Source organism: Pseudomonas sp. DC1.2, assembly GCF_034351645.1.
Lineage (GTDB): Bacteria > Pseudomonadota > Gammaproteobacteria > Pseudomonadales > Pseudomonadaceae > Aquipseudomonas.
In genome coordinates this window covers 5233628-5258948 of sequence record NZ_CP133782.1, presented here as the reverse complement: position 1 = coordinate 5258948, position 25321 = coordinate 5233628, and the positions used below count along the sequence as shown (strand labels likewise).

Annotated in this window: 24 protein-coding genes; 16 read left to right on the top strand and 8 right to left on the bottom strand. The window is 61.3% G+C overall.

Features of this window, described 5'->3' with window-relative positions:
* The first annotated feature begins 12 nt into the window (after positions 1–12).
* Positions 13–1047: a type IV pilus twitching motility protein PilT gene (locus tag RHM68_RS23885; protein ID WP_322219457.1), complete on the top strand. Its 1035-nt coding sequence runs from the start codon at positions 13–15 to the stop codon at positions 1045–1047.
* Positions 1048–1099: 52 nt separating this feature from the next.
* Here RHM68_RS23885 and RHM68_RS23880 read toward each other — a convergent pair whose 3' ends face one another.
* Positions 1100–1720: a C40 family peptidase gene (locus tag RHM68_RS23880; RefSeq protein WP_322219456.1), complete on the bottom strand. Its 621-nt coding sequence runs from the start codon at positions 1718–1720 to the stop codon at positions 1100–1102.
* Positions 1721–1970: 250 nt separating this feature from the next.
* On the opposite strand from RHM68_RS23880, the gene RHM68_RS23875 reads away from it, so the two are divergent.
* Positions 1971–2402: a TM2 domain-containing protein gene (locus RHM68_RS23875; RefSeq protein WP_322219455.1), complete on the top strand. Its 432-nt coding sequence runs from the start codon at positions 1971–1973 to the stop codon at positions 2400–2402.
* A 76-nt stretch (positions 2403–2478) separates the two neighbouring features.
* Here the strand turns inward: RHM68_RS23875 and RHM68_RS23870 are convergent, their stop codons facing one another.
* From RHM68_RS23870 to gshB, 7 genes are all read right to left on the bottom strand, one after another.
* The gene (locus RHM68_RS23870; protein ID WP_322219454.1) at positions 2479–3750 is read right to left on the bottom strand and encodes a dihydroorotase; all 1272 of its coding nucleotides are present in this window, start codon (positions 3748–3750) and stop codon (positions 2479–2481) included.
* Positions 3747–4766 (bottom strand): aspartate carbamoyltransferase catalytic subunit, encoded by a 1020-nt coding sequence (locus RHM68_RS23865; RefSeq protein ID WP_322219453.1) that lies wholly within the window; start codon positions 4764–4766, stop codon positions 3747–3749. Before RHM68_RS23865 ends, RHM68_RS23870 begins: the two co-directional genes overlap by 4 nt.
* A 27-nt stretch (positions 4767–4793) precedes the next feature.
* Positions 4794–5300 carry a bifunctional pyr operon transcriptional regulator/uracil phosphoribosyltransferase PyrR gene (gene pyrR / locus RHM68_RS23860; protein ID WP_322219452.1) on the bottom strand — a complete coding sequence of 169 codons (507 nt, stop codon included), beginning with the start codon at positions 5298–5300 and terminating at the stop codon, positions 4794–4796.
* Positions 5301–5390: 90 nt separating this feature from the next.
* The gene (gene ruvX / locus RHM68_RS23855; protein WP_322219451.1) at positions 5391–5828 is read right to left on the bottom strand and encodes a Holliday junction resolvase RuvX; all 438 of its coding nucleotides are present in this window, start codon (positions 5826–5828) and stop codon (positions 5391–5393) included.
* The gene (locus tag RHM68_RS23850; protein ID WP_322219450.1) at positions 5828–6400 is read right to left on the bottom strand and encodes a YqgE/AlgH family protein; all 573 of its coding nucleotides are present in this window, start codon (positions 6398–6400) and stop codon (positions 5828–5830) included. The genes ruvX and RHM68_RS23850 overlap by 1 nt, the downstream gene beginning before the upstream one ends.
* A 132-nt stretch (positions 6401–6532) precedes the next feature.
* The gene (locus tag RHM68_RS23845) at positions 6533–7432 is read right to left on the bottom strand and encodes an energy transducer TonB (protein WP_322219449.1); all 900 of its coding nucleotides are present in this window, start codon (positions 7430–7432) and stop codon (positions 6533–6535) included.
* Between the two features lie 135 nt (positions 7433–7567).
* The gene (gene gshB, locus RHM68_RS23840; RefSeq protein ID WP_322219448.1) at positions 7568–8521 is read right to left on the bottom strand and encodes a glutathione synthase; all 954 of its coding nucleotides are present in this window, start codon (positions 8519–8521) and stop codon (positions 7568–7570) included.
* A gap of 233 nt (positions 8522–8754) precedes the next feature.
* On the opposite strand from gshB, the gene pilG reads away from it, so the two are divergent.
* From pilG to madL, 14 genes are all read left to right on the top strand, one after another.
* Positions 8755–9159 carry a twitching motility response regulator PilG gene (gene pilG, locus RHM68_RS23835; protein WP_322223924.1) on the top strand — a complete coding sequence of 135 codons (405 nt, stop codon included), beginning with the start codon at positions 8755–8757 and terminating at the stop codon, positions 9157–9159.
* 60 nt (positions 9160–9219) lie between these two features.
* The gene (gene pilH, locus RHM68_RS23830) at positions 9220–9585 is read left to right on the top strand and encodes a twitching motility response regulator PilH (protein WP_008068134.1); all 366 of its coding nucleotides are present in this window, start codon (positions 9220–9222) and stop codon (positions 9583–9585) included.
* A 10-nt stretch (positions 9586–9595) separates the two neighbouring features.
* The gene (locus RHM68_RS23825) at positions 9596–10138 is read left to right on the top strand and encodes a chemotaxis protein CheW (protein WP_322219447.1); all 543 of its coding nucleotides are present in this window, start codon (positions 9596–9598) and stop codon (positions 10136–10138) included.
* 122 nt (positions 10139–10260) lie between these two features.
* The gene (locus tag RHM68_RS23820) at positions 10261–12321 is read left to right on the top strand and encodes a methyl-accepting chemotaxis protein (RefSeq protein WP_416195214.1); all 2061 of its coding nucleotides are present in this window, start codon (positions 10261–10263) and stop codon (positions 12319–12321) included.
* 49 nt (positions 12322–12370) lie between these two features.
* Complete coding sequence (locus tag RHM68_RS23815) at positions 12371–18256, top strand: Hpt domain-containing protein (RefSeq protein ID WP_322219446.1); 5886 nt, start codon at positions 12371–12373, stop codon at positions 18254–18256.
* Positions 18249–18704 (top strand): chemotaxis protein CheW, encoded by a 456-nt coding sequence (locus tag RHM68_RS23810; RefSeq protein WP_322219445.1) that lies wholly within the window; start codon positions 18249–18251, stop codon positions 18702–18704. The genes RHM68_RS23815 and RHM68_RS23810 overlap by 8 nt, the downstream gene beginning before the upstream one ends.
* A 133-nt stretch (positions 18705–18837) precedes the next feature.
* Positions 18838–20508 carry a malonate decarboxylase subunit alpha gene (gene mdcA / locus RHM68_RS23805; protein ID WP_322219444.1) on the top strand — a complete coding sequence of 557 codons (1671 nt, stop codon included), beginning with the start codon at positions 18838–18840 and terminating at the stop codon, positions 20506–20508.
* Positions 20508–21383, top strand: a complete 876-nt coding sequence (locus RHM68_RS23800; protein ID WP_322219443.1) for a triphosphoribosyl-dephospho-CoA synthase — start codon at positions 20508–20510, stop codon at positions 21381–21383. The genes mdcA and RHM68_RS23800 overlap by 1 nt, the downstream gene beginning before the upstream one ends.
* A complete protein-coding gene (locus tag RHM68_RS23795; protein WP_322219442.1) occupies positions 21383–21682 on the top strand; it encodes a malonate decarboxylase subunit delta in 300 nt (99 codons plus the stop codon). Before RHM68_RS23800 ends, RHM68_RS23795 begins: the two co-directional genes overlap by 1 nt.
* Positions 21675–22517 carry a biotin-independent malonate decarboxylase subunit beta gene (locus tag RHM68_RS23790; protein ID WP_322219441.1) on the top strand — a complete coding sequence of 281 codons (843 nt, stop codon included), beginning with the start codon at positions 21675–21677 and terminating at the stop codon, positions 22515–22517. Before RHM68_RS23795 ends, RHM68_RS23790 begins: the two co-directional genes overlap by 8 nt.
* Entirely contained in the window at positions 22514–23317 is an 804-nt protein-coding gene (gene mdcE / locus RHM68_RS23785) for a biotin-independent malonate decarboxylase subunit gamma (protein WP_322219440.1), read from the top strand. The genes RHM68_RS23790 and mdcE overlap by 4 nt, the downstream gene beginning before the upstream one ends.
* Positions 23311–23931: a malonate decarboxylase holo-ACP synthase gene (locus tag RHM68_RS23780; protein ID WP_322219439.1), complete on the top strand. Its 621-nt coding sequence runs from the start codon at positions 23311–23313 to the stop codon at positions 23929–23931. The genes mdcE and RHM68_RS23780 overlap by 7 nt, the downstream gene beginning before the upstream one ends.
* A complete protein-coding gene (gene mdcH, locus RHM68_RS23775) occupies positions 23928–24839 on the top strand; it encodes a malonate decarboxylase subunit epsilon (RefSeq protein ID WP_322219438.1) in 912 nt (303 codons plus the stop codon). Before RHM68_RS23780 ends, mdcH begins: the two co-directional genes overlap by 4 nt.
* A gap of 64 nt (positions 24840–24903) precedes the next feature.
* The gene (gene madL / locus RHM68_RS23770) at positions 24904–25320 is read left to right on the top strand and encodes a malonate transporter subunit MadL (protein ID WP_322219437.1); all 417 of its coding nucleotides are present in this window, start codon (positions 24904–24906) and stop codon (positions 25318–25320) included.
* Position 25321 lies beyond the last annotated feature (1 nt).

The window sequence follows — 25321 nt, the reverse complement described above, 5'->3', positions numbered from 1 at the left end:
TTGAGGAGCGCTATGGATATCACTGAGTTGCTGGCTTTCAGCGCCAAACAGGGCGCGTCCGACCTGCACCTGTCTGCCGGCCTGCCACCGATGATTCGTGTGGACGGGGATGTGCGGCGTATCAACCTGCCGGCCCTGGACCACAAACAGGTGCATGAGCTGATCTACGACATCATGAACGACACCCAGCGGGTGGACTACGAGAAACACCTGGAAACCGACTTTTCCTTCGAAGTGCCCGGTGTCGCGCGCTTTCGGGTCAACGCGTTCAACCAGAATCGCGGTGCTGGCGCGGTGTTTCGTACCATTCCGTCAAAGGTCTTGAACATGGACGACCTGGGCATGGGCGACGTGTTCCGCAAGATTACCGATTCGCCTCGGGGCCTGGTGTTGGTAACGGGGCCTACCGGCTCCGGCAAGTCCACGACCCTGGCGGCGATGATTGATTACCTCAACAACAATCGCCATCACCACATTCTTACGATTGAAGACCCGATTGAATTCGTCCACGAATCGCGTAAATGCCTGATCAATCAGCGCGAAGTTCACCGCGATACCCGCAGTTTTGCCACCGCCCTGCGTTCGGCCCTGCGCGAAGACCCGGATGTGATTCTGGTGGGAGAGATGAGGGATCTCGAAACCATTCGCCTGGCATTGACCGCCGCCGAGACGGGGCATCTGGTATTCGGCACGCTGCACACCACGTCGGCGGCGAAAACCATCGATCGTGTGGTCGACGTGTTTCCGGGTGACGAGAAGTCCATGGTGCGCTCGATGCTGTCCGAATCGTTGCTGGCGGTGGTGTCGCAGACGCTGGTCAAGAAGATCGGTGGCGGTCGGATTGCGGCGCACGAAATCATGCTCGGCACCTCGGCGATCCGTAACCTGATCCGCGAAGACAAGGTGGCGCAGATGTACTCGTCGATTCAGACCGGGGGGAACTTGGGGATGCAGACGTTGGACATGTGTTTGAAGGAGTTGGTGACCAAGGGGTTGGTCAGCCGCGAGCACGCACGGGAGAAGGCGCGCTCGCCGGATAACTTCTGACAAGCAGTCAATCACTTCCACGCAGCGCGTGGGAGTGATCAAACGCTAGAGATCAGCGCTGAACAACGCGCATCTGGTGCGGTTCTTTTGGCAGAACCCGCTTGGCAACCACGTAATGGCTTTCCCAATACGGTTTCTTCAGTGTGTCGATGGTCACCGACTTGCCACGACGCGGTGCGTGGATAAAGCGGTCGTTGCCCAGGTAAATGGCAACGTGATTCACCTGCCGGCTCTTGATGTTGAAGAAAATCAGGTCGCCCGGCTTCAGATCCTTGCGCTCGACTTTCTGCCCATGACCGCTGGCCATGGCGCTGGAGGTGCGTGGCAGGTTGAACGTGGCGTCGTTAAACGCATATTTCACCAAACCACTGCAGTCGAACCCTTTACTTGGGCTGCTGCCGCCCCAACGGTATGGAGTACCGAGGGCGTTGACCGCACGGCTCAGCACATTGCTGCTTTGCTTGGTCGCCATCGGCGGCACCAGCTTGTTATTGGCGTGAGCCAAATGGGTGGTGTGTTTGGCGCTTTGCTTGTTTTTGCTCGTAGGAGCCGAAACATGGGATTTTGGGGTGAAACCGTTAACGTTTGGAAGACGTTGCTCACGATTGGTGGCGTGGGCGGCCAGTGGCATTAATAGGCAAATGGTTAGCCATGTCTTGAAAAATGGACGCATTAGGCAAGGCTCATATAGGTTAGCGCGCAACTTTATAACAGCTTTTTTGTCCCTTCCGAGGCCGTTGGTCGATTCAACCTGGCGGTCAACTGCGGCAAAGAAGCGGCAGTTAGAAGCAATTGTCGGACAGAAGTCAGGTGTTACAAGGCTTTGACAGGAGGCAAGGTAACATTTGCCACACGTCGGACGCCTGTAAAAAAGTCACAAAGAATTCAACAATATTTATCTATCGTGTGAAACGAGGTCATCAATGAACACCTATCAACATCCTGCCGTACAACAAAGCACACACAGCAAAGTGATTGGCTACTTGCTGTGGATTTTTGGTTTTACCGGTGCTCATCGTTTTTATTACGGTAAGCCGGTGACCGGGACGCTCTGGTTTTTTACGTTCGGCTTGTTCGGTATTGGCTGGCTGATCGACGTGTTCCTGATTCCGGCAATGGACCGTGAGGCTGACCTGCGGTTCACTTGCGGGCCGATCGAATACACCGTTGCGTGGATTCTGCTGACATTCCTTGGGGTGCTCGGCGTACACCGGATGTATCAGGGGAAGTGGATCAGTGGGTTGCTGTACCTGGTGACGGGCGGGTTGTTCTTTGTCGGGGTGCTGTATGACTTCTGGACGCTCAATGATCAGATTTCTGAGCGTAACGCCCAGAATCGCGGCGCTTTCCAATAAACCATCGCGAGCCGACTCGCTCCCGCAGGACTGATGCGTCCTTGTGGGAGCCTGCTCGCGATGGGGTGACGCGGTTTTAAGCCTGGTGACTAATCCGCCCATCGACCAAGGTGTAACGCACTACGCTCGGCAAACTGTGGCCGAGAAACGGGCAGTTCTCGCCTTTGGAACGCCAGGTTTCACCGGCCACGGTCGAGGCCGTCGGATCGAACAGCACGATGTCTGCCGGCCCGCCTACCGCCAATTTTCCAGCCGGCAGGCGCAACGCCTCGGCAGGCCCGGCGCTCAAGCGCGCCAGCAAGGTCGGCAGGTCCAGTAAACCGTCTTCGACCAGCGTCATGGCCAGTGGTAGCAGCAGTTCAACACTGCTGATGCCTGGCTCGGTGGCGCCGAACGGGGCGAGTTTTGCGTCCCGCTCATGAGGCTGGTGATGGCTGGAAATCACGGAGACCACTCCGGACTTCACTGCTGCGCGCAGGCCTTCGCGGTCGGCGCGGGTGCGCAGCGGCGGCTGGACGTGATAAAGGCTGTTGAAGCCGATCAGGGCTTCGTCAGTCAGGATCAGTTGGTACAGGGCGACATCAGCGGTTACCGGCAGCCCGCGCGCCTGTGCCTGAGCAATCAGGGCGACACCGCGAGCACTGGTGAGTTGGCTGAAGTGCGCACGCACGCCGCTTTGCTCGACCAGCAGCAGATCACGGGCCAGGGCCACGGTTTCGGCGGTTTCAGGAATCCCCGGTAAACCGAGGAAGCTGGCGGTCGGGCCTTCGTGGGCCAGGCCACCTTCGGCCAGATCATGATCTTGCGAGTTGAAAATCACCGTCAGGTCAAACGTCGCCGCGTATTCCAGCGCCCGGCACAGGGTGCGGGTATTGCGAAAGCTCTCCAGACCGTTGCCGAAGGCCACGCAGCCGGCGTCGCGCAGGGCGACCAGCTCGGCAAGCTGTTCGCCTTCCAGGCCTTTGCTCAGGGCGCCAATCGGGAACACTTTGGTGTTGCCGGCCTCGCGGGCGCGGTCGAGGATCAATTCGGCCACGGCCGAGGTGTCCAGCACCGGTTTGGTTTTTGGCGGGCAGCACAAGCTGGTCACGCCGCCGGCCGCCGCCGCGCGAGTTTCACTGGCAATTGAGCCTTTACGGCTGTAACCCGGCTCGCGCAGGGCGACGTTCAGGTCAACCAGTCCTGGGGCGGCCACCAAGCCTGTGGCGTCCAGGGTGTCGATGGCGACAAAACCGGCGGGTGCGGCGCCGAGGCCGACGATCTTGCAGGCTTCGATATGAATGTCGGTGACTGTGTCCAGGCCGCTGGCCGGATCGATGACGCGTGCGCCGAGAATGCTGAGCTTCACTGGGCGTTCTCCTGTTCGAATTGGCCTTGCTCGAATTGGCGCTGGGCAGTCTGCCCGCTCATGGCCATCGACAGCACGGCCATACGAATGGCGATGCCGTAGGTGACCTGATTGAGGATCACCGAGTGCGGGCCGTCGGCCACGGCCGACTCAATTTCCACCCCTCGGTTGATCGGCCCTGGGTGCATGACGATGCAATCCGGTTTGGCCCCGGCCAGGCGCGCAGTGGTCAGGCCGAACAGGCGATAGAACTCGCCTTCGCTCGGTAGCAGGCCGCCGGTCATGCGTTCGCGTTGCAGGCGCAGCATGATCACCACGTCGACGTCCTTCAGGCCTTCGGTCATGTCGGTGTAGACCTTCACGCCGTATTGCTCGATACCAATGGGCAGCAGGGTTTTAGGCGCGATCACGCGAATGTCCGGGCAACCGAGGGTCTTCAGCGCCAGCATGTTCGAGCGCGCCACCCGCGAGTGCAGGATGTCGCCGACGATGGCCACCGAAAGGTTTTCGAACCCGCCCTTGTGCCGGCGGATGGTGAGCATGTCGAGCATGCCCTGGGTCGGGTGGGCGTGACGGCCGTCGCCGCCGTTGATAATTGCCACTTGCGGGCACACGTGTTCGGCGATGAAGTGGGCGGCGCCGGAGTCGCCGTGACGCACGACGAACATGTCGGCAGCCATCGCTTCGAGGTTGCGCAGGGTGTCGAGCAGGGTTTCGCCCTTGCTCGCCGACGATGTGGACACGTTCAGGGTGATCACGTCCGCCGACAGCCGCTGAGCTGCAAGCTCAAAGGTGGTGCGGGTGCGGGTGGAGTTCTCGAAGAACACGTTGCACACGGTCTTGCCGCGCAGCAACGGGACTTTCTTCACCGCCCGGGCGCCGACCTCGAGAAACGAGTCGGCAGTGTCGAGGATTTCCGTCAGCAACTCGCGGCGCAAACCGTCGAGCGAGAGGAAGTGGCGCAGCTGGCCCTGATCATTGAGCTGCAGCGGGCGCTTGGTTTCTAGAGGCGTCATCGCGAGGGGGACTCTCAATAGGGCGAATTAAAGGGCGAGGTCTTGCAGTTCTAGTTCAAGCGGCGACGGCCCGGACAGTTTCACCCGTTCGTGAGCGGCCAGCGACAGGGTTGCGCCGACCACGTTCGGGCGGATCGGCAGCTCGCCGGCGTCCAGATCGAGCAGGCAGACCAGCGTTACGCTGGCGGGACGGCCGTAGTCGAACAGTTCATTCATCGCGGCGCGGATGGTCCGACCGCTCATCAATACGTCGTCGATCAGTACCAGGTGCTGGCCTTCGATTTCAAAAGGCAGCGCGGATGGGCGCACTTGCGGGTGCAGGCCGTTCTGGCTGAAATCGTCGCGGTAAAAGGACACGTCGAGGATACCGAGGGGCGAGTCGCTGCCCAATTCATCGAGCAACGCCTGGGCGACCCAGACTCCGCCGCTGTGAATACCGATGTAACGCGGTTCGCTGATGCCTCGGTGTTCCAGGTGTGCCGTGAGACGGATCGCCATCTGGCTGATCAGTTCGGCGGGATTGGGCAGGCTCATGGTTGCTCCTTCTTGGGCCCGTGCCCGCTTTGCGGGTGCGGCGCTGGGTGTGGCTCGGGGTGTCGCTTAGAGAGACGCCTTGGCGGCGCTTCAGGATTGGAACAGTGCTGTGTTTTCGTCGAGCCAGCCTTGCAGCAGCAGGGCGGCAGCGATGGCATCGACCGGGTTGTCGCGGTAACTGCCTTTTTGCCCGCCACGATCACGTCGCTCGCCTTTGGCTTCGAACGTGGTCAGGCGCTCGTCGTGGGTATAAAAGGGCAGGTTGTAGCGGCCGTTGAGGCGGCGGGCGAACTTCTCGGCGCGCAGGCACATGTCGCTCGGCGTGCCGTCCATGTTCAACGGCAGGCCAACCACCACGGCGTCGGGTTTCCACTCCTTGATCAGGGCTTCCACCTGATTCCAGTCGGGAATACCGTTTTGTGCTTTCAGCGTACACAGCTCGCGGGCCTGGCCGGTAATCACCTGGCCCACCGCCACGCCGATCTGCTTGGTGCCGTAGTCAAAACCCAAAATCAAACGAAGAGCCATCAGGCGTGCCCTGCCTGGCTGGTCAGCAAACTGAGATTGACGCCCAAGTGCCGAGCGGCTGCTTCCAGGCGCAATTCGCTGCTGGTGTTGAACAGAATGTCGGCGTCGTAAGGGCAGGTTAGCCAGGCGTTGTCGGTCAGCTCGGCCTCCAGTTGCCCGGCTTCCCAACCGGCGTAACCGAGTGCAATCAGGCTTTTGCCCGGCCCGACGCCGTCGGCGATGGCAAACAGCACGTCCTGGGAGGTGGACAGCGACAGTTCGCCCTCCAGATCAACGGTCGCCTGATAGCGTTGCCCCGAGGGGTGCAGGACAAAACCACGGTCAGTCTGCACCGGGCCCCCGGTAAAGATCGGCACGTGCTGGCAGAGCAGTGGCGGTTCAATGTCTGGGCGCAGTTGTTCGAGGATGTCGGCCAGGCTCAATTCTTGCGCCCGGTTGACCACCAGCCCCATGGCACCATTGGCCGTGTGCTCGACGATGTAGGTCAAGGTGTGCGCAAAGTTTGGGTCGGCCATGTGCGGCATGGCAATCAGGAATTGATGCTTGAGGTAGCTGGGGCTGACGTTTTTCATGAGCGCTAGTGTGGCGTTGGAGGGGCGAACTGACAAGTCGGGGATGCACCGCAAGTGCCCCCAACCTGTAATCAACCGAGATCAAATACAGGCGCGAGCAGGCCCGCTCCCATCAGGGGAAATTTGCGCTGGTCAGTTGCTGGAGAGCGTGTCCCCACGCGCAAACTTCCATGTGCGGATGATTTCCAGCCGATCGACATCCGACAAATCCCCGGTAAACGGTGCAAACGGTGCTGCCAGCCTGACGATTCGCTGTGCCGCCTGATCCAGCAACGGCTGGCCGGAGGACTCCAGCACCAGCACTTCAAACAGCGAGCCGTCGCTGTTGATCGAGACCATAAGCCGCAAATTGCCGTAGATCTGCTTGCGCCGTGCTTCGTCGGGGTAATTGAGGTTACCGATGCGCTCGACTTTCTTGCGCCAGTCGTCTTTGTACCAGGCGCCTTTGTCACGCATGGTCGACGCCGCGCTCAAGCGGTGGATACGTGGGCGCTTGGCGTACAGCTGTTGTTCGTTGGCGAGTTCCGCTTCCAGGCTGGCGATGTCGCTGGACAACTGCGAGCTGTCAAACGTCGGCGCAGCGACCTTGGGTTTGGCTTCTGTTTTGGGCGCTTCAGTCTTGGCTTCGGCCTTTTTCGGCTTCGGCGCAATAGTGGTCACGGCAGCCTTGGGGGCCGCTGCTTGCACTTCAGGCTTGGCGGCGGGCGGTGGCGTGACTTTCTGCACCTTGTTGTCCTGAAACGGTGCGATCTCGGTGGTCTTGGGAATCGCCTTTTTGTCCAGGGTTCCGCTGCCTTGCTGATTTTCTTGGGCGAGGAAATCAGCTTTTTTCGGCTTGGTTTCGCTTTTGAAGGTGGCGAGGGTGATTTCCAGGGTTTTGCTGATCTGTTTGGGTTCGACCATCGTGAAACCGACGCCCAACAGCAAGGCCAGGTGAATCAGCGCCGCGAGCAACAGGGTAAAACCGAGGCGATCGGCCGGGCGCACACCACGGTGGGCGAGTTCGGGGGGCAGATCGGACGGAACTGTCATGACAAGAAAACCAACATCACGTTTTTCACAGGCCGCGGATGATAGCGCAATGTCGGGCGCCCCTGAGGCTCTGTTGACGTCTGGTAGTAGCCGTGGCGGCTTACTCCCAAACGTCAACCGCCACGGTGTTCTCTATCAGCGGGCGTTGAGCTTCTTGTCGATTGCATCCATCAGCAGGCCACCGATGTCGGTACCAAATGCATTATCAATCTCGCGAATGCAGGTCGGGCTGGTGACATTGATTTCTGTCAGGTGCTCACCGATGACGTCAAGACCGACGAACAGCAGGCCTTTCTCGCGCAGCGTTGGGCCCACCTGGGCCGCGATCCAGCGATCCTTATCGGTCAGAGGGCGCGCTTCGCCACGACCACCCGCGGCCAGGTTGCCACGTGTTTCGCCCGCAGCGGGGATGCGTGCCAGGCAGTAATCCACGGGTTCGCCGTCGATCATCAGGATGCGCTTGTCGCCGTCCTTGATCGCCGGCAGGTACGCCTGCCCCATGATCTGCTGAGTGCCGAGTGCCGTCAGGGTTTCGAGGATCACCGAGAGGTTCGGGTCGCCGGCGCGGTGACGGAAGATCGAAGTGCCGCCCATACCGTCCAGCGGCTTGAGGATCACGTCACCGTGTTTGGCAGCGAATTCACGCAGCACGTCGGCGCGGCGGCTGACCACTGTGGGTGGCGTGCATTGAGGGAATAAGGTGGCGAACAGCTTTTCGTTGCAGTCACGCAGGCTCTGCGGCTTGTTGACCACCAGCACGCCGGCGCGCTCGGCTTGCTCCAGCAGGTAAGTGGAGTAGACGAATTCCATGTCGAAAGGCGGATCCTTGCGCATCAGGATCACGTCCAGATCGCTCAGCAAGGCGTCGGTTTCGGCTTCCAGCTCAAACCATTTTTCCGGGTTGGCGAACACTTTCAGTGGCCGCATCCGCGCACGGGCTTCACCTTCGCCCTGATACAAATCGCGCTGTTCCATATAGAACAGTTCCCAGCCGCGCTTCTGTGCGGCCAGCAGCATGGCCAGCGAGCTATCCTTTTTATAGGAGATGCCGGCAATAGGATCCATGACAATCCCGACGCGAACGCTCATGGGGTTTTCCTCGAAATTGGTTGGGAAAGGGCTGTTAAAAAGTGGCGTCAGAGTGGCGCTGAGTGTGTTCCCGGTCAAGGAAAAACCACTGCGCAGGTCGGCCGATAGATTGGTTTTGGAGACTGTGCTAAAAAGGCTGCCATGTCGTGCTGGCCCTTGAACATCAAGGGTTTCGAGCCGTCGGTCACTCGCAAACGGACAAATTGATTCGCAAAGGCGACGGTAAAGCATTTATGGAACAGCATTCCAGCGCCTTGAAGGTCATGGTAATCGACGATTCGAAGACGATTCGCCGCACTGCCGAAACGCTGTTGAAAAACGTAGGCTGCGAAGTCATCACGGCCATCGATGGCTTCGATGCCCTGGCCAAGATTGCCGACAACCAACCCGGCATTATCTTCGTCGACATCATGATGCCGCGCCTGGATGGCTATCAGACCTGCGCGTTAATCAAAAACAACAGTGCGTTCAAGTCCACGCCAGTGATTATGCTGTCGTCCAAGGACGGACTGTTCGACAAGGCCAAGGGACGAATCGTCGGTTCCGATCAGTTTCTGACCAAGCCTTTCAGCAAGGACGAACTGTTGAACGCGATCAAGGCCCATGTACCGGGCTTTACCGCCGTTTTGCCGCAGTAGGACACGCACCTTGACGCTCGGCCAACGGGCCCGGCGTCGACAAGAAGAATGGGGAAGAGCATGGCACGTATTCTGATCGTCGATGATTCGCCGACTGAAATGTACAAACTGACCGGCATGCTGGAAAAGCACGGTCATGAAGTATTGAAAGCCGAAAACGGTGCCGACGGCGTGGCCCTGGCCCGTCAGGAAAAACCCGATGCGGTGCTGATGGACATCGTCATGCCTGGCCTGAATGGTTTTCAGGCGACCCGTCAGTTGACCAAAGACCCGGAAACCGGACACATCCCGGTGATTATCATCACCACCAAGGATCAGGAAACCGACAAGGTCTGGGGCACGCGCCAGGGCGCCAAGGATTACCTGACCAAGCCGGTCGACGAAGAAACCCTGATTAAAACCCTGAACAACGTGTTGGCCGGTTGATCGTGCGGCCATGAGCGAGTCGCTGACGGCTTTCGAACTGCTGCTGCAGATTGACCAGCGTTGTCGTCTGTTGGCGGCAGACTTGCCGTCGCAATCGATCCGCCAAGACCGCTGGAGCGGTATCGGCTTTCGCCTTGGCGAACACTGGTACGTCGCGCCCATGGGTGAAGTCAGCGAGGTGTTGCACGAGCCACGGCTCACCCCGTTGCCCGGAGTCAAACCCTGGGTCAAGGGTGTGGCCAACCTGCGGGGGCGCTTGTTGCCGGTGATGGATGTGAGTGCGTTCCTCGGTGACGAACTCGGCCATGAGCTGCAAGCGGTGCGTAAGCAACGGCGGGTGCTGGTGGTGGAGTTCAAAGACGTGTTTGCCGGTTTGATGGTCGATGAAGTCTACGGTTTGCAGCACTTTGCTCGGGACAGTCTGGAGCCGGTAAACGCCTTCGGTCCAGCGGCGGCGTTCGTCAACGGGTGCTTTCAGCGCGAGCAGAGCTGGCAAGTGTTAAGCCCGTTCTCGTTGGCGCAGTCGCAAGGATTCATGAACGTCGCGGTGTAAATGCGAGACCCTTGTCGGCACAGGGCGTGTGTGGCACCGGGCGGGCCTGTATCGCAGGCAAGCCAGCTCACACAGGTTTCCTGGCAGGTTTCACAAGGGTGTGGGTTAACAGGCGGGGACCGATGATAAAAGCCAAGACAAGCAAGCCAATGGAAGGATCGCGCAGCCGCTCGCAGATCATCGTGTTATTTATCGCGCTGATTATTTTCATCATGCTGCTGTTCGCCAACTTTGCTTACCTCAATACCCAGGCCACCTACGACAAACAGTACATCGGTCATGCTGGCGAGCTGCGCGTGCTGTCGCAGCGTATTGCCAAGAACGCCACAGAAGCGGCTGCCGGCAAGTCTGCCGCGTTCAAATTGTTGAGCGATGCACGCAACGATTTCGCCCAGCGCTGGGGTTACCTGAAAAAAGGTGACGCGGCCACGGGGCTGCCGCCGGCACCGTCCACCATGCGCCCGGAAATGCGCGCCGTGCAGTTGGACTGGGAGCGCTTGCTGAAAAACACCGACGCGATTCTGTCCAGCGAGCAAACCGTGCTGTCCCTGCACCAAGTCGCCGCGACCCTCGCCGAAACGGTGCCGCAGTTGCAGGTCGAGTACGAAAAAGTTGTCGAAATCCTGCTTCAGCGTGGCGCCCCGGCGGCGCAGGTGGTGATGGCCCAGCGCCAATCGCTATTGGCCGAACGCATTCTCGGCGCGGTGAACACGGTGCTGGCCGGCGACGAAAACGCACAGCAGGCCGCTGACGCTTTCGGTCGTGATGCTGCACGCTTCGGCCTGGTGCTCAATGGCATGCTACAAGGCAACCCGGCGCTGAAAATCAGCCAGGTTGAAGACCGTGATGCCCGCGCTCGTTTGACCGAGATTGCCGAGCTGTTTCAATTCGTCTCCGGCTCCGTGGATGAAATCCTCGAAACCTCGCCGGAGTTATTCAAGGTTCGCGAGTCGGCGACCAACATTTTCGGCCTGTCGCAAACCTTGCTCGACGAAGCCTCGCACCTGGCCACCGGGTTTGAAAACCTGGCCGGCGGGCGCACCACCGATACCATTGGCGGCTACGTGTTGGGCCTGCTGGCGCTGATGTCGATCATCCTCATCGGCCTGGTCATGGTCCGTGAAACCAATCGCCAGCTTCAGGAAACCGCCGAGAAGAATGAACGTAACCAGAACGCGATCATGCGCCTGCTGGACGAAATCGAAGACCTGGCCGACGGCGACCTGACCGTGACGGCATCGGTGACCGAAGACTTCACCGGCACCATCGCCGACTCGATCAACTATTCCGTGGACCAATTGCGCGACCTGGTGACGACCATCAACCTCACCGCCGGCCAGGTGGCCGCCGCCGTGCAGGAAACCCAGGCCACCGCCATGCACTTGGCGCAGGCCTCGGAGCATCAGGCGCAGCAGATTTGCGAAGCGTCTGCCGCGATCAACGAGATGGCCCAGTCCATCGATCAGGTTTCGGCCAACGCGGCCGAATCCTCGGCGGTGGCAGAGCGCTCGGTGGAAATTGCCAACAAGGGCAATGAAGTGGTGCATAACACCATCCACGGCATGGACAACATTCGTGAGCAGATTCAGGACACCGCCAAACGGATCAAGCGGCTGGGCGAGTCGTCCCAGGAAATCGGTGACATCGTCAGCCTGATCGACGACATCGCCGACCAGACCAACATCCTCGCGCTCAACGCCGCGATCCAGGCGTCCATGGCCGGTGATGCCGGCCGCGGTTTTGCGGTGGTGGCCGATGAAGTCCAGCGCCTCGCCGAGCGCTCATCCGCCGCCACCCGGCAGATTGAAACCCTGGTGCGGGCGATTCAAACGGACACCAACGAAGCCGTGATTTCCATGGAGCAAACCACCACCGAAGTGGTGCGTGGCGCACGTCTGGCGCAGGATGCCGGCGTGGCCCTGGAAGAAATCGAAGGCGTCTCCAAGACCCTGGCGGCGCTGATTCAGAGCATTTCCAACGCGGCGCAGCAGCAGACGTCATCGGCCGGGCAGATTTCCCTGACGATGAACGTGATCCAGCAGATCACGACGCAGACGTCGTCGGGCTCCACCGCCACCGCTGACAGCATTGGCAACCTGGCGAAAATGGCCAGCCAGTTGCGGCGCTCGGTCTCCGGGTTCACGTTGCCGACCGCCCCGGATAAGGCTGCGGATAACGCGTGAACTGCCCTCGGGCGCAGGCATTTTGATTGAAGTGGGGATTGAAGTGGTTATGGGTGATCGGCACGACTACGTGGCCCTCGAATGGGTCAAGGGCGAGATTGCCGAAACGCTTAAACAGGCGCATCACAGCCTGGAATCGCTGCTGGATGACGCGCAGGCGATGCAAGGGCTGAGTGAGTGCCTGGCGTGCATCCATCAGGTGCATGGCAGTTTGCAGATGGTCGAATTCTACGGCGCGGCCCTGCTGGCTGAAGAAATGGAACACTTGGCCAGTGCCTTGCTGCAACAACGGGTCAGCCATCGCGACGAAGCCATTCAATTGCTGCGACAAGCCCTTGGACAGTTACCGATCTACCTCGACCGGGTACAAGGCGCCCGCCGTGATCTGCCGCTGGTGGTGCTGCCGTTGATCAATGATCTGCGCAGCGCCCATGGCGAAAGCCTGTTGTCGGAAACCAGCTTGTTCAGCCCGCAGCTGCCGGACCTGCTGTCTGTGGACGATGACACCCTGGCGTTGTTGGCACCCGCCGATTTTGCGAATGTGCTGCGCAAACTTCGGCAAATGTTGCAGATGGCCCTGGTCGGTTTGCTGCGCGAGCAAGACGATCAGACGAACCTGGGTTATCTGGCCAAGGTCTTTGCCCGGCTTGAGGGGCTTTGCGCGCAGGCCCCCTTGAGCCCGTTGTGGCACGTTGCGTCGGCGTTGGTTGAAGGCATGCGCGAAGGTGCGGTTGGCAACAGCCCGGCACTGCGCAGCTTGTTCAAAGAAGCCGAAAAAGAGCTCAAGCGTTTGCTGGAGCAGGGCATGTCGGGGATTAATCAAGCACCACCGCCCGAGCTGCTGAAGAGTTTGCTGTTCTACATTGCTAAAGCCGAACACCCCACCGGGCAGATGCTGACCATGAAAGATCGCTATTCACTGGACGACGCGCTGCCCGACAGCGCAATGGTTGATGCAGAACGGGCCCGACTGGCCGGTCCCGACCGCGATGCCATGCGCTCGGTGCTGGCGGCATTGTGCGAGGAGTTGGTGCGGGTCAAGGAGCGCCTGGACCTGTTCGTGCGCAGTGACCGCCAGCACGCCTCGGACCTCGACAGCCTGCTATCGCCCCTGAGGCAAATTGCCGACACCCTCGCGGTGCTGGGTTTTGGCCAGCCACGCAAGGTCATCATCGATCAACTGGCCGTGGTGCTGAGCCTCGCCCAAGGGCAGCGCGCACCTAACGACGCGATCCTCATGGATGTCGCCGGCGCCTTGCTCTACGTCGAAGCTACGCTGGCCGGCATGGTCGGCACCGTGGAGCCGGAAAGCCAGGAAGAGCGCCGCCTGCCCACCACTGACCTGACTCAGATCCACCAGATCGTTATCCGTGAAGCGCGCATCTGCCTGCAACAAGCCAAGGACATGATCGTCGATTACATCGATGCCGACTGGGACCGCCAGCAGTTGCAGCCCTTGCCGGCCTTGCTGACCCAAGTGCGTGGGGCGTTGGCGATGATCGCGTTAAACCGCGCAGCGAGCCTGATCGAAGCCTGCAACAGCTTTATTCGCGAGCACTTACTGGTAGATACCGACCACCCCGGCTGGCAAGAGCTTGATCGCCTGGCCGACGTGGTCACCAGCATCGAGTATTACCTGGAGCGCCTCAGCGCCGACCCGCAAGCAAGCGGCGAACCCCTGCTTGATGTGGCCGAAAAAAGCCTGGCGTCCCTTGGCTTTTTCCCCAGCGAAAAACCGGTGCCAGCGCTTGAGACGCTGCTCAGTGCGCCCCAGGCTTTGGCGGTGCTGGATGATCACCAGCGCGTGCAGTCACTGGCCGAGGTGCTCGCCAGTCCGGTGTCGGCGGTCAATCCGCCCGCCCTGACCACGCCGGGCAGCCTGATGCCGCCGCCGCCCGACGAAGAACCGGTGGACGATGAACTGCGGGACGTCTTCCTCGAAGAAACCGATGAAGTCCTCGGCGTGCTGCGCGAATACCTGCCGCGCTGGTCCGCCGCTCCCGACAGCAAAGAGATCCTGAGTGAACTGCGCCGGGCCTTCCACACCTTGAAGGGCAGTGGTCGGATGGTCCGCGCGCTGGTGCTGGGTGAACTGGCCTGGGCGGTGGAAAACCTGCTCAACCGGGTGCTGGAGCGCAGCATCGCACCGAGCCCGGCGGTACAACTGCTGCTGGCCGATACGCTGAACCTGTTACCGCAATTGGTGGCCGAGTTTGCGGCCAGTGCGCAGCGCCAACGCCAGGATGTCGATCAATTGGCTGCCCGTGCCCATACCCTGGCCAAGGGCGATGCGCCGCTGGCCGATGAGGACACGCAAGACGTCGCCGCGCTTGACCCGTTGTTGCTGGAGATTTTTGGCAACGAAGCTCAAACCCACCTTGCCAGCCTAAATCGCTTCCTCGATCAGGCCGCCGAACACCTGCCGCTGCAAGCCAGCGACGAGTTGCAGCGGGCGTTGCATACGCTCAAGGGCAGCGCGTCCATGGCCGGCGTGTTGCCGATTGCCGAACTGGCGGGGCCCCTCGATCAACTGGCCCGCGAGTACAAGGCGCACCTGATCGCCCTGGACCTGGATGAAGTCGAATTGTTGTTGGAAGCCGAAGGTTTGTTCCGCCTCGGTCTGCGCCAGCTCAAGCTTGATCCGTTGGCCGCCATTCCGGGCGCTGACGAGCTGATCGCACGAACGCAGTCGCTGCTGGCCGAACGACTGCAAACGCTGCTCAATGCGCCGAACACCGGGTTGCGGATCAAGCGTGATCCGCAACTGATCAATAACTTCCTGGCCCAGGGCATGGACATCCTGCTGGACGCCGAAAGCCTGTTGCAGCGCTGGCAACAGCACCCCGGCGAGCGTCAGGAGCTCAGCGCGCTGCTGGATGAGCTGACCACTTTGGGCGAAGGCGCCCATCTGGCGGACCTGCACCCGGTGGATGAACTCTGCGAAGCGTTGCTCGACCTTTACGGCGCGGTGGAAGAAAGCAGCCTGGCGGTCAGCGATACGTTTTTCCATGAGGCGCAAAGCGCCCATGAAGCCCTGATCAACATGCTTGACGAACTGGCCGCTGGCCAGGAAGTCAGCTCGCAACCGGCGCGTGTCAGGGCCTTGCGTGGCTTGCTGGATGAGAGTCTCGACCCGTCCGCCATGGGCCTGATCCGTAGCGACGGCAGCCGTACCCTGAGCATTCGGGAGTTGGGCAGCGCCACCTCAGAACTGGCGCAGACCGTGCCCCGGCTTGAGCTGGACGACGAGATCGTTTCGATCTTCCTCGAAGAAGCGGTGGACATCCTCGAAAGTGCCGGCCAAGCCTTGCAACGTTGGTTGAAAGACCCGGACAACAGCGCGCCGCTGTCGTCCTTGCAGCGCGATTTGCACACCCTCAAGGGCGGCGCACGGATGGCGGCGGTCGTGCCGGTCGGTGACTTGGCCCATGAACTGGAAAACCTTTACGAAGGCCTGGTTGATCGCCGTTACAGCCACAGCGAAGCATTGGCGCAGTTGCTGCAACACAGCCATGACCGGCTCGCGGTGCTGCTGGAACAATTGCAGAACCGGCAGCTCCTGGGGGACCCCGGCGCGCTGATCGACGCTATTCGCACGTTCCGTCAGAGTAATATCAGCCCCGCTGAAGTGGCCACGCCGACCCCGGTCAATGATTCGCCGGGGCAGGATCCGGAGTTGCTGGAGATCTTCCTGGAGGAAGGTTTCGACATCATCGAAAACTCGGGGGCGGCGCTGGTGCGCTGGCAGGCCGAGCCGTCTGGCCGACAGGAAATAGAAACCCTGCTGCGCGACCTGCACACCCTCAAGGGTGGGGCGCGGATGGTGGAAATCGCCGCCATCGGCGACTTGGCCCATGAACTGGAGTTTCTCTACGAAGGCTTGTCCGAAGGCGCGCTGCAACCGACGGCGGCGCTGTTCCGGTTGTTGCAAAGCAGCCATGACCGACTGGCCCAGATGCTCGACGCCACGCGCGCAGGCCAGCCGTTGCCGCCGGCGGATCGGTTGATCGACGAGATCAAGAATTTCAGCCACCCGGCGGCCGCTGACGGTCCGGCCTCGCCGGTGATGGCGCCCAAGGTGGAGCCCGTCGCGGCACCCGTCGAGCCAGGCGCCGACATGGTCAAAGTGTCGGCGGAATTGCTCGATGACCTGGTCAACCTGGCCGGGGAAACCTCGATATTTCGTGGGCGCATCGAGCAGCAAGTCAGTGACGCCCGTGTGGCCCTGAGCGAAATGGAAAACACCCTCGAACGCATGCGCGATCAATTGCGCCGGCTCGACACGGAAACTCAGGGACGGATTCTCAGCCGGCAGCAGGTGGACGCTGAGCGCTTGGGTTACGAAGAGTTTGACCCGTTGGAAATGGACCGGCACTCGCAGTTGCAGCAACTGTCTCGGGCGCTGTTCGAATCCGCTTCCGACCTGCTGGACCTGAAGGAAACCCTGGACCTGCGTAATCAAGACGCGGACAACCTGTTGCAACAGCAGGGCCGCATCAACACCGAATTGCAGGAAGGCCTGATGCGCACGCGCATGGTGCCGTTTGAGCGGATGCTGCCGCGTTTGAAGCGGATCGTGCGTCAGGTCTCCAGCGAGCTGGGCAAGGACGTGGAGTTCGTTGTCGGTAATGCCGAAGGCGAGATGGACCGTAACGTCCTCGAACGCATGGCACCGCCGTTGGAGCACATGCTGCGCAACGCCGTGGACCACGGGCTGGAATCCACGGCTGCACGGTTGGCGGCGGGCAAACCGGCTCAGGGCAGAATTACCCTGGACTTGTCCCGAGAGGGCGGCGACATGATTTTCGATATCCGCGATGACGGCGCGGGCGTGCCGCTTGCTGCGGTGCGGCGCAAGGCGATCAAACGGGGCATGCTGGCCCCCGACAGTGAGGTCAGTGACCGGGACGTCCTGCAATTTATCCTGCAACCGGGGTTTTCCACTGCCGAGAAGATCACCCAGATTTCCGGTCGCGGTGTGGGCATGGACGTGGTCCACGAAGAGGTGCGGCAACTGGGCGGCAGCATGAGCATCGATTCGGTGCCAGGGCAGGGCGTGCATTTTCGCATTCGCCTGCCGTTCACCGTCTCGGTCAACCGGGCGCTGATGGTGCAGTGTGGCGAGGAGCAATACGCGATTCCGCTGAACACCATTGAGGGCATCGTGCGTGTGTTGCCCAACGAGCTGGAGGGACATTACCGTCTCGACCCGCCCACTTACACCTACGCCGGGCAATGCTATGAACTGTGCTATCTGGGCGAGTTGCTGAAAACCGGCCTGCGCCCGAAATTACTCGGTCAGAGCTTGCCGCTGCCGGTATTGCTGGTGCAGTGCAACGAACGGCATATCGCGGTGCAGGTCGATGTCATGGCCGGCACGCGGGAGATCGTGGTTAAAAGCCTCGGTCCGCAGTTTGCAGCGGTCCAGGGCTTGTCCGGAGCGACGATTCTGGGCGATGGCCGGGTGGTGCTGATTCTCGATTTGCTTGCGCCGATCCGTGCGATGCAGGCGCATGTGCCGCAACGTCCACGGGCCCAGGACGCCGAACCCGAGCCGCACAAACCGTTGCTGGTGATGGTGGTCGACGACTCGGTCACGGTGCGCAAGGTGACCAGCCGTTTGCTGGAGCGCCACGGCATGAACGTCCTGACCGCCAAAGATGGCGTCGACGCCATGCTGTTGCTTGAGGAACACCTGCCGGACCTGATGCTGCTGGACATCGAAATGCCGCGCATGGACGGTTTTGAAGTAGCGACCCAAGTCCGCGCCAACGACCGTTTACAACACCTGCCGATCATCATGATTACCTCGCGCACCGGCCAGAAACACCGCGACCGGGCCATGGCCATCGGCGTCAACGATTACCTCGGCAAGCCGTACCAGGAATCGGTGCTGCTCGACAGTATCGCCTTGTGGACCAAACCCCATGCTTGAACACCGCTCCAGTAATCTCACCGGCCTGTTGCTGCCATTGGCTGACCGCAATCTGATCCTGCCCAACGTTGCTGTCGCCGAGTTGATCGACTACCAGCACAGCGCCTTCGACCTCGACACCCCGTCGTGGTATCTCGGGCGAGTGAGCTGGCGCGCGCGGCAGATTCCATTGCTCAGTTTCGAGTCTGCATGTGGCAACAAAGTCATGATTGGCGAGCGTGCGCGCATCGTCATCCTCAATGCCTTGGGCGGCCGCCCCGAGCTGAAATTCATCGCGCTGCTGGTGCAGGGCATTCCCCGCTCGTACAAGCTTGATAGCCAGTTGAGCTACGTCGATGTGCCGTTGTGCGCGCTGGAGCAGGCGGCTGTGCAGGTGGGTGAGCAAGTGGCGAAGGTGCCGGACTTGTTGGCGCTGGAGGAACTGCTGGTGAGTGCCGGGTTGGTCTGACGGGCCGCCTTCGCCAAAGCGTCAGTCTGCACAACCATTACCCTGACCGTAACGATCCGTCGCGCTGCTTGATTGATGGCCAGCCCTCAACGCTCCTAAGGTATCGCCACGACAGCGAACCCGTGGAGTGGTCATGACAACAACAATATCCCCCGACTCGCGATGGACGCGGCGGCGCAGCGAAAAGCAGCGGCGCCTGGAGCTGGTAAGGGGGTTCGCCGACGGTGTGGTGTTGCCCACCGACAAGATTGTGGCGGCGCTGGAAGCGTTGATCCTGCCCGGCGACCGCGTGGTGCTGGAGGGCAACAACCAGAAGCAGGCGGACTTTTTGTCGCGCTCGCTGGCCAAGGCCGATCCGGCCAAGCTGCATGACCTGCACATGATCATGCCCAGCGTCGGGCGCTCTGAGCACTTGGACCTGTTCGAACGCGGTATCGCGCGCAAACTCGACTTCTCTTTTGCCGGCACCCAGAGCCTGCGCATCAGCCAGTTGCTGGAAGACGGCTTGCTGGAAATCGGCGCGATCCATACCTACATCGAACTTTATGCACGGCTGGTGGTGGACCTGATTCCCAACGTGGTGCTCTCGGCGGGTTTCATGGCCGACCGCGCCGGCAACATCTACACCGGGCCGAGCACCGAAGATACCCCGGCATTGATCGAACCGGCAGCCTTCAGCGATGGCATCGTTATCGTCCAGGTCAACCAACTGGTGGACGACGTCAGCGAACTGCCCCGCGTTGATATCCCAGCCTCTTGGGTCGATTTCGTGGTGGTGGCTGACAAGCCGTTCTACATCGAGCCGCTGTTCACCCGCGACCCACGGCATATCAAGCCAGTACACGTGCTGATGGCGATGATGGCGATCCGTGGCATCTACGAGAAACACAACGTCCAGTCGCTGAACCACGGCATTGGTTTCAACACGGCGGCTATTGAGTTGATTCTGCCGACCTACGGCGAATCACTCGGGCTGAAGGGCAAAATCTGCCGCAACTGGACCCTCAATCCGCACCCGACCCTGATCCCGGCTATTGAAAGTGGCTGGGTCGAAAGCGTGCATTGTTTCGGCACCGAACTGGGGATGGAAAACTATATCGCGGCGCGTCCCGATGTGTTCTTCACCGGGCGCGACGGCTCGTTGCGCTCCAACCGGATGTTTTGCCAATTGGCGGGGCAGTACGCGGTGGACCTGTTCATCGGCGCGACCCTGCAAGTCGATGGCGATGGCCATTCCTCGACGGTGACACGCGGCCGGCTGGCCGGTTTCGGCGGGGCGCCAAACATGGGTCACGATCCGCGCGGTCGGCGGCACAGCACCCCAGCCTGGCTTGACATGCGCCACGATGAAGCGCCCGAAGCGTTGCTCGAACGTGGCAAGAAACTGGTGGTGCAGATGGTCGAGACCTTCCAGGAGGGCGGCAAACCGACGTTCGTTGAAACCCTCGACGCGGTCGAGGTGGCGCGCAAAAGCGGCATGCCGCTGGCGCCGATCATGATCTACGGCGACGACGTCACCCACCTGCTGACCGAAGAAGGCATCGCCTATCTTTACAAGGCGCGGTCGCTGGAAGAGCGCCAAGCCATGATCGCGGCTGTCGCAGGCGTCACTGTGATCGGCCTGCGCCACAACCCTAAAGACACCGCGCGCATGCGTCGCGAAGGGCTGATTGCCTTGCCCGAAGACCTCGGCATTCGCCGCACCGACGCCACCCGTGAACTGCTCGCGGCCAAAAGCGTGGCCGATTTGGTGGCGTGGTCCGGTGGCCTGTACAACCCGCCCGCCAAGTTCAGGAGCTGGTAATGCGCGCACTTAACCCGCAACCGAAAACACTGACCCTGGCCGAACGGCTGGCGGACCTGGCGGTGGATGCGCTAATTGATGAGGCAGATCTGTCACCCAAACCCGCTTTGGTGGACCGTCGAGGCAACGGCGCGCATACCGATTTGCACCTGGGTCTGATGCACGCTTCCGCGTTGTCCTTGTGGCCGGCGTTCAAGGAAATGGCGGACGCGGCGATTGAGTTCGGCGAAGTAGGTGTGCCGTTGCGCGAAGCGCTGGGACGGATCGGACGAGAGGGTGAGGCCGCGATGCTCGCGACCACCAACGGTGTGAATACTCATCGCGGGGCGATTTGGGCGTTGGGGTTGTTGGTCGCGGCGGCGGCGCTGGAACCGGAATCCGTTGGTGCAAGCGCGGTCAGTGTGCGCGCCGCACGTCTGGCTCTGCTGGATGATCGCCATGCGCCACGTTCTTTCAGTCATGGCGCTCAGGTTGCCCAGCGCTACGGTGCTCGCGGTGCGCGTGAAGAAGCGCAGCTCGGTTTTCCTTCAGTGACTCAGCGCGCACTGCCCCAACTCAAACGCAGCCGCGGCGCTGGCCATGGCGAGCAGAACGCTCGACTCGACGCTTTGCTGGCGATCATGGCCCGACTGGCCGACACCTGCGTGCTCTACCGTGCCGGCGAGCAAGGCTTGCACGCCATGCAGTCGGGGGCGCAGGCGGTGCTCGATGCCGGTGGTAGCGCGAGCCTGGCCGGTCGCCGTCGATTGCATGAGCTGGACCTACAATTAATTGCGTTGAACGCCTCGCCAGGCGGCGCTGCCGACTTGCTCGCCGCCTGCCTGTTTATCGATCGTATCGAGTCGGGCGCTGGCCTCATCCAGGGAGCTTTCTGATGGAAACCTTATCCTTTGAATTCCCCGCCGGACAGCCGCCTCAGGGGCGGACGCTGGTGGGCTGTGTCGGCTCGGGCGATCTGGAGGTGCTGATCGAACCGGGTCAGGCCGGCAAGTTGACCATCAATGTGCAGACCTCGGTCAACGGCAGCGAACAGCGCTGGAAACACCTGTTTGCGCGGATGTTCGACGGCCAGATGCCGCCCGCGATGGCCATCGATATTCATGACTTCGGTGCGACGCCGGGTGTGGTGCGCTTGCGCCTGGAACAAGGCTTTGAGGAGATCGGCCATGACTGATCTCCTTCATACCCATAGCTTCGTCGAACTCGGCGCTCGGCAACGCGCGAAAGCCTTGCTCGACGCCGGGACTTTTCGCGAATTGCTCGACCCGTTTCAACGCGTCATGTCGCCATGGCTGCTGCGCCAGGGCGTGGTGCCGCAAGCCGATGACGGCGTGGTGATCGCCAAGGGCAGCATCGGCGGCTTGCCGGTGGTCATCGCGGCGATTGAAGGTGTGTTCCAGGGCGGCAGCCTTGGCGAGGTCGGCGGGGCGAAGATTGCAGGCGCGTTGGAGCTGGCGGCTGAAGACAACCGCAAAGGCATTCCAACCCGCGCGGTGTTGCTGCTGGAAACCGGTGGCGTGCGCCTTCAGGAAGCTAACCTAGGGTTGGCCGCGATTGCCGATATTCATGCGGCGATTGTCGATTTGCGGCAGTACCAACCGGTGGTCGGGGTCGTGGCGGGCAGCGTCGGCTGTTTTGGCGGGATGTCGATTGCTGCCGGTTTGTGCAGCTATTTGCTGGTGACTCGCGAAGCACGGCTGGGCCTCAATGGCCCGCAAGTGATCGAACAGGAGGCCGGGCTTGAGGAGTACGACTCCCGCGACCGTCCCTTCATCTGGAGCCTGACCGGGGGTGAACAGCGTTTCGCCAGTGGTTTGGTGGACCGTTTTGTGGCCGACGATGTGGCGCAGATTCAGCAGCAGGTCAGCGAATTGCTCCAGCAGGGTTTGCCGGCGCAGCAACGTAGCCAACAGGCCGAGCTGTTCCTGGAGCGTCTGGCACGCTTGGATGCTGAACCACAAATCGAGCCGGCGACGGTTCGCGATCTGTATCAAGGAGCGCGCACATGAGCCCCTATTCGCTGAGAGGTTTGAGCTGGTTCAACGCCCTGAGTGAGGGCGCCAGACCGGTCGATGGTTTGCCGGCTTCGTTGAAAGCGGCGGATGGCATGTTGGGTGAGCAGCCTGTGCGGTTTATCGCGGTGGTCACTGATCCCGATAACCGCTTCGTCCGTGCCCGTAATGGCGAGGTCGGATTGCTGGAAGGCTGGGGTTTGGCCAAGGCAGTGGATGAAGTCATCGAAGCTGACGTGGATAAACCGCACAAACGCGCCTTGATCGCCATCGTCGATGTGCCGAGTCAGGCCTACGGTCGGCGTGAAGAAGCCCTTGGCATTCATCAGGCGTTGGCCGGCGCGGCGGACAGTTATGCCCGCGCCCGACTGGCAGGCCATGCGGTGATCGGGTTGCTGGTGGGCAAAGCCATGTCGGGCGCGTTTCTGGCCCATGGTTACCAGGCCAATCGGCTGATCGCCCTGCGCGATCCGGGGGTGATGGTGCATGCCATGGGCAAGGCGTCGGCGGCGCGGGTGACGTTGCGCAGCATCGAAGAGCTGGAGGCGTTGGCGGCCAGCGTGCCGCCGATGGCCTATGACATCGACAGCTATGCCAGCCTGGGGCTGTTGTGGGAAACCTTGACGGTGGAAAAGATTGAGCAACCCACCGTGCAAGATCTGACGCGTGTGATTGACTGCCTGAGCCAGGCGATCGGCGACGTCGCGACAAAGGGCCGTGACCTGAGCAGTCGTTTGGGCGGGGTCAATCGAGCGGCTTCGAGCAGGGTTCGTCAATTGCTGAGAGAACAGTGGTGAACGAGCTGTTGGCCCACGACCTGCTCTGGGGCATGACCGCCGAGCAGTTGCCGACGGATGCGCCGTTATGGGCGGTGGAGGTACTGGATCAGGGCCAGCCGGTGGTGGTTCGTCGTGCCGTGAGCGGGGCGGGGCAGGTGGCCGTGGGTGTGCGTGGACTGTTGCGCGAGCAGCGCTTTGCCACGCAGATGGCGGTGGCGTCGATTCAACGGCAAGTACGGCCGGAAGCGCTGTGCCACCTCGCCATCAACCGTGACATGCCGGCGCTACGCGCCTTGGCGCACCTTCGGCCCCTGCTCGCGGCTGGCGGCTGGATTTGGGGCGTGAGTGGCAGCGCCGGTTTCGAATTAGCCAGTGGTTTTGCAGCGTTGCACGAGCGCAGCGACCTCGACCTGATCCTGCGCACGCCGCAGCCGTTGGGGCGTCGTGAGGCGCAGCAACTGTTGACGCTTCTCGGCACGCAGGTCTGTGCGGTGGATATGCAACTGCAAACGCCCTTCGGAGCCGTCGCCCTGCGCGAATGGGCGGGGCCTGCGCATCGAGTGTTGCTGAAGAACGCTACGGCAGCTTGCCTGGTGTGTGACCCATGGAACCCGCAGGAGCAAGCCGCGTGAGCAGCTTGCTGGTGTTCCCCGGCCAAGGTGCGCAGCAACCGGGCATGTTGCATTGCTTGCCTCGGGAAACGATCAACGAAGCGAGTGAGGTCTTGGGCGAAGACGCATTGCTGCTGGACTCACCCGAGGCGTTGAAGACGACGAGGGCGGTTCAGCTCTGTCTGCTGATTGCCGGGGTGACTGCGTCGCGGCAGTTGTTGTCGACGGTGGATTACGTGGCCGGGTTGTCCATCGGTGCCTACCCGGCGGCGGTCGCCGCCGGAGCCTTGAGTTTCAGCGATGCGCTGCACTTGGTCAGCCTGCGCGGTGAGCTGATGCAACAGGCTTATCCACAGGGCTACGGCATGACCGCGATTATCGGCCTCGATTTGGTCACGGTGGAAGGCTTGCTGGCCCAGGTTCATGGCGACGACTCACCGGTTTACCTGGCCAACATCAATGCCGACAGCCAAGTGGTCATCGCGGGCAGTGATGCCGCCATGAAGTCAGTGGCAGAGTTGGCCAGGCGCTGCGGCGCAGGCTTGGCCAAACGTCTGGCCGTCAGCGTGCCGTCCCACTGCCCGCTGCTGGACATCCCTGCCAAGTCCCTGGCCGACGCTTTCGCCAAGGTGCAACTCAACAGGCCGACAGTGGGTTATCTGAGCGGCAGTCGCGTTCGGCTCGTGACCAGTCCCGACGCCTTGCGCGACGACTTGGCGTTCAACATGTGCCGCGTGGTGGATTGGCGGGGCACGGTGCAAAGCGCTTATGAGCGTGGCGTGCGTCTACAGATTGAACTGCCGCCCGGCGCAGTGCTGACCGGGCTGGCGCGCCGGGTGTTTGAACAAGGCACGGTGATCGCCTTCGACAGCGCACGGCTCGACACCTTGCAGGCGCTGTTGCGTGAGGAGGGAAGCCGCCAACCCTAGACCTCCAGCTCAGGCTTCGAACAACAAAAACAACATTCGACGATGCACTTTGAGGACTACAACAATGATTATTTACGGTGTGGCGCTGTTGGCGATCTGTACGCTGGCAGGGGTGATGCTGGGCGACATGCTCGGGGTGTTTCTGGGCGTTAAGTCCAACGTCGGCGGGGTCGGGATAGCGATGATCCTGCTGATTTGCGCACGATTGTGGATGCAAAAACGCGGCGGCATGACCAAGGACTGCGAGATGGGCGTCGGCTTCTGGGGCGCGATGTACATTCCGGTGGTGGTAGCGATGGCGGCCCAACAAAACGTTGTGACTGCTTTGCACGGCGGCCCGGTGGCGGTGTTGGCCGCCATCGGCTCGGTGGTGATCTGCGGCTGCACCATTGCCCTGATCAGCCGAACCCACAAAGGCGAACCCTTGCCCGATGAACCGGTAGCGGTGACGCCGGTTGTCGCGCCTGCGGGAGGTCGCTGAT

Bases quoted from the DNA above. Each gene is read 5' to 3' on its own strand.
- RHM68_RS23825 (WP_322219447.1), top strand. From the start codon at position 9,596: ATGAGCGAGTCGCTGACGGCTTTCGAACTGCTGCTGCAGATTGACCAG.
- RHM68_RS23865 (WP_322219453.1), bottom strand. From the start codon at position 4,766: ATGACGCCTCTAGAAACCAAGCGCCCGCTGCAGCTCAATGATCAGGGC.
- mdcE (WP_322219440.1), top strand. From the start codon at position 22,514: ATGAGCCCCTATTCGCTGAGAGGTTTGAGCTGGTTCAACGCCCTGAGT.
- RHM68_RS23885 (WP_322219457.1), top strand. From the start codon at position 13: ATGGATATCACTGAGTTGCTGGCTTTCAGCGCCAAACAGGGCGCGTCC.
- RHM68_RS23850 (WP_322219450.1), bottom strand. From the start codon at position 6,400: ATGAAAAACGTCAGCCCCAGCTACCTCAAGCATCAATTCCTGATTGCC.
- pilG (WP_322223924.1), top strand. From the start codon at position 8,755: ATGGAACAGCATTCCAGCGCCTTGAAGGTCATGGTAATCGACGATTCG.
- RHM68_RS23810 (WP_322219445.1), top strand. From the start codon at position 18,249: ATGCTTGAACACCGCTCCAGTAATCTCACCGGCCTGTTGCTGCCATTG.
- mdcA (WP_322219444.1), top strand. From the start codon at position 18,838: ATGACAACAACAATATCCCCCGACTCGCGATGGACGCGGCGGCGCAGC.
- pyrR (WP_322219452.1), bottom strand. From the start codon at position 5,300: ATGAGCCTGCCCAATCCCGCCGAACTGATCAGCCAGATGGCGATCCGT.
- RHM68_RS23800 (WP_322219443.1), top strand. From the start codon at position 20,508: ATGCGCGCACTTAACCCGCAACCGAAAACACTGACCCTGGCCGAACGG.
- RHM68_RS23845 (WP_322219449.1), bottom strand. From the start codon at position 7,432: ATGACAGTTCCGTCCGATCTGCCCCCCGAACTCGCCCACCGTGGTGTG.
- madL (WP_322219437.1), top strand. From the start codon at position 24,904: ATGATTATTTACGGTGTGGCGCTGTTGGCGATCTGTACGCTGGCAGGG.
- gshB (WP_322219448.1), bottom strand. From the start codon at position 8,521: ATGAGCGTTCGCGTCGGGATTGTCATGGATCCTATTGCCGGCATCTCC.
- ruvX (WP_322219451.1), bottom strand. From the start codon at position 5,828: ATGGCTCTTCGTTTGATTTTGGGTTTTGACTACGGCACCAAGCAGATC.
- RHM68_RS23820 (WP_416195214.1), top strand. From the start codon at position 10,261: ATGATAAAAGCCAAGACAAGCAAGCCAATGGAAGGATCGCGCAGCCGC.
- RHM68_RS23795 (WP_322219442.1), top strand. From the start codon at position 21,383: ATGGAAACCTTATCCTTTGAATTCCCCGCCGGACAGCCGCCTCAGGGG.
- RHM68_RS23815 (WP_322219446.1), top strand. From the start codon at position 12,371: ATGGGTGATCGGCACGACTACGTGGCCCTCGAATGGGTCAAGGGCGAG.
- RHM68_RS23790 (WP_322219441.1), top strand. From the start codon at position 21,675: ATGACTGATCTCCTTCATACCCATAGCTTCGTCGAACTCGGCGCTCGG.
- RHM68_RS23875 (WP_322219455.1), top strand. From the start codon at position 1,971: ATGAACACCTATCAACATCCTGCCGTACAACAAAGCACACACAGCAAA.
- RHM68_RS23880 (WP_322219456.1), bottom strand. From the start codon at position 1,720: ATGCGTCCATTTTTCAAGACATGGCTAACCATTTGCCTATTAATGCCA.
- pilH (WP_008068134.1), top strand. From the start codon at position 9,220: ATGGCACGTATTCTGATCGTCGATGATTCGCCGACTGAAATGTACAAA.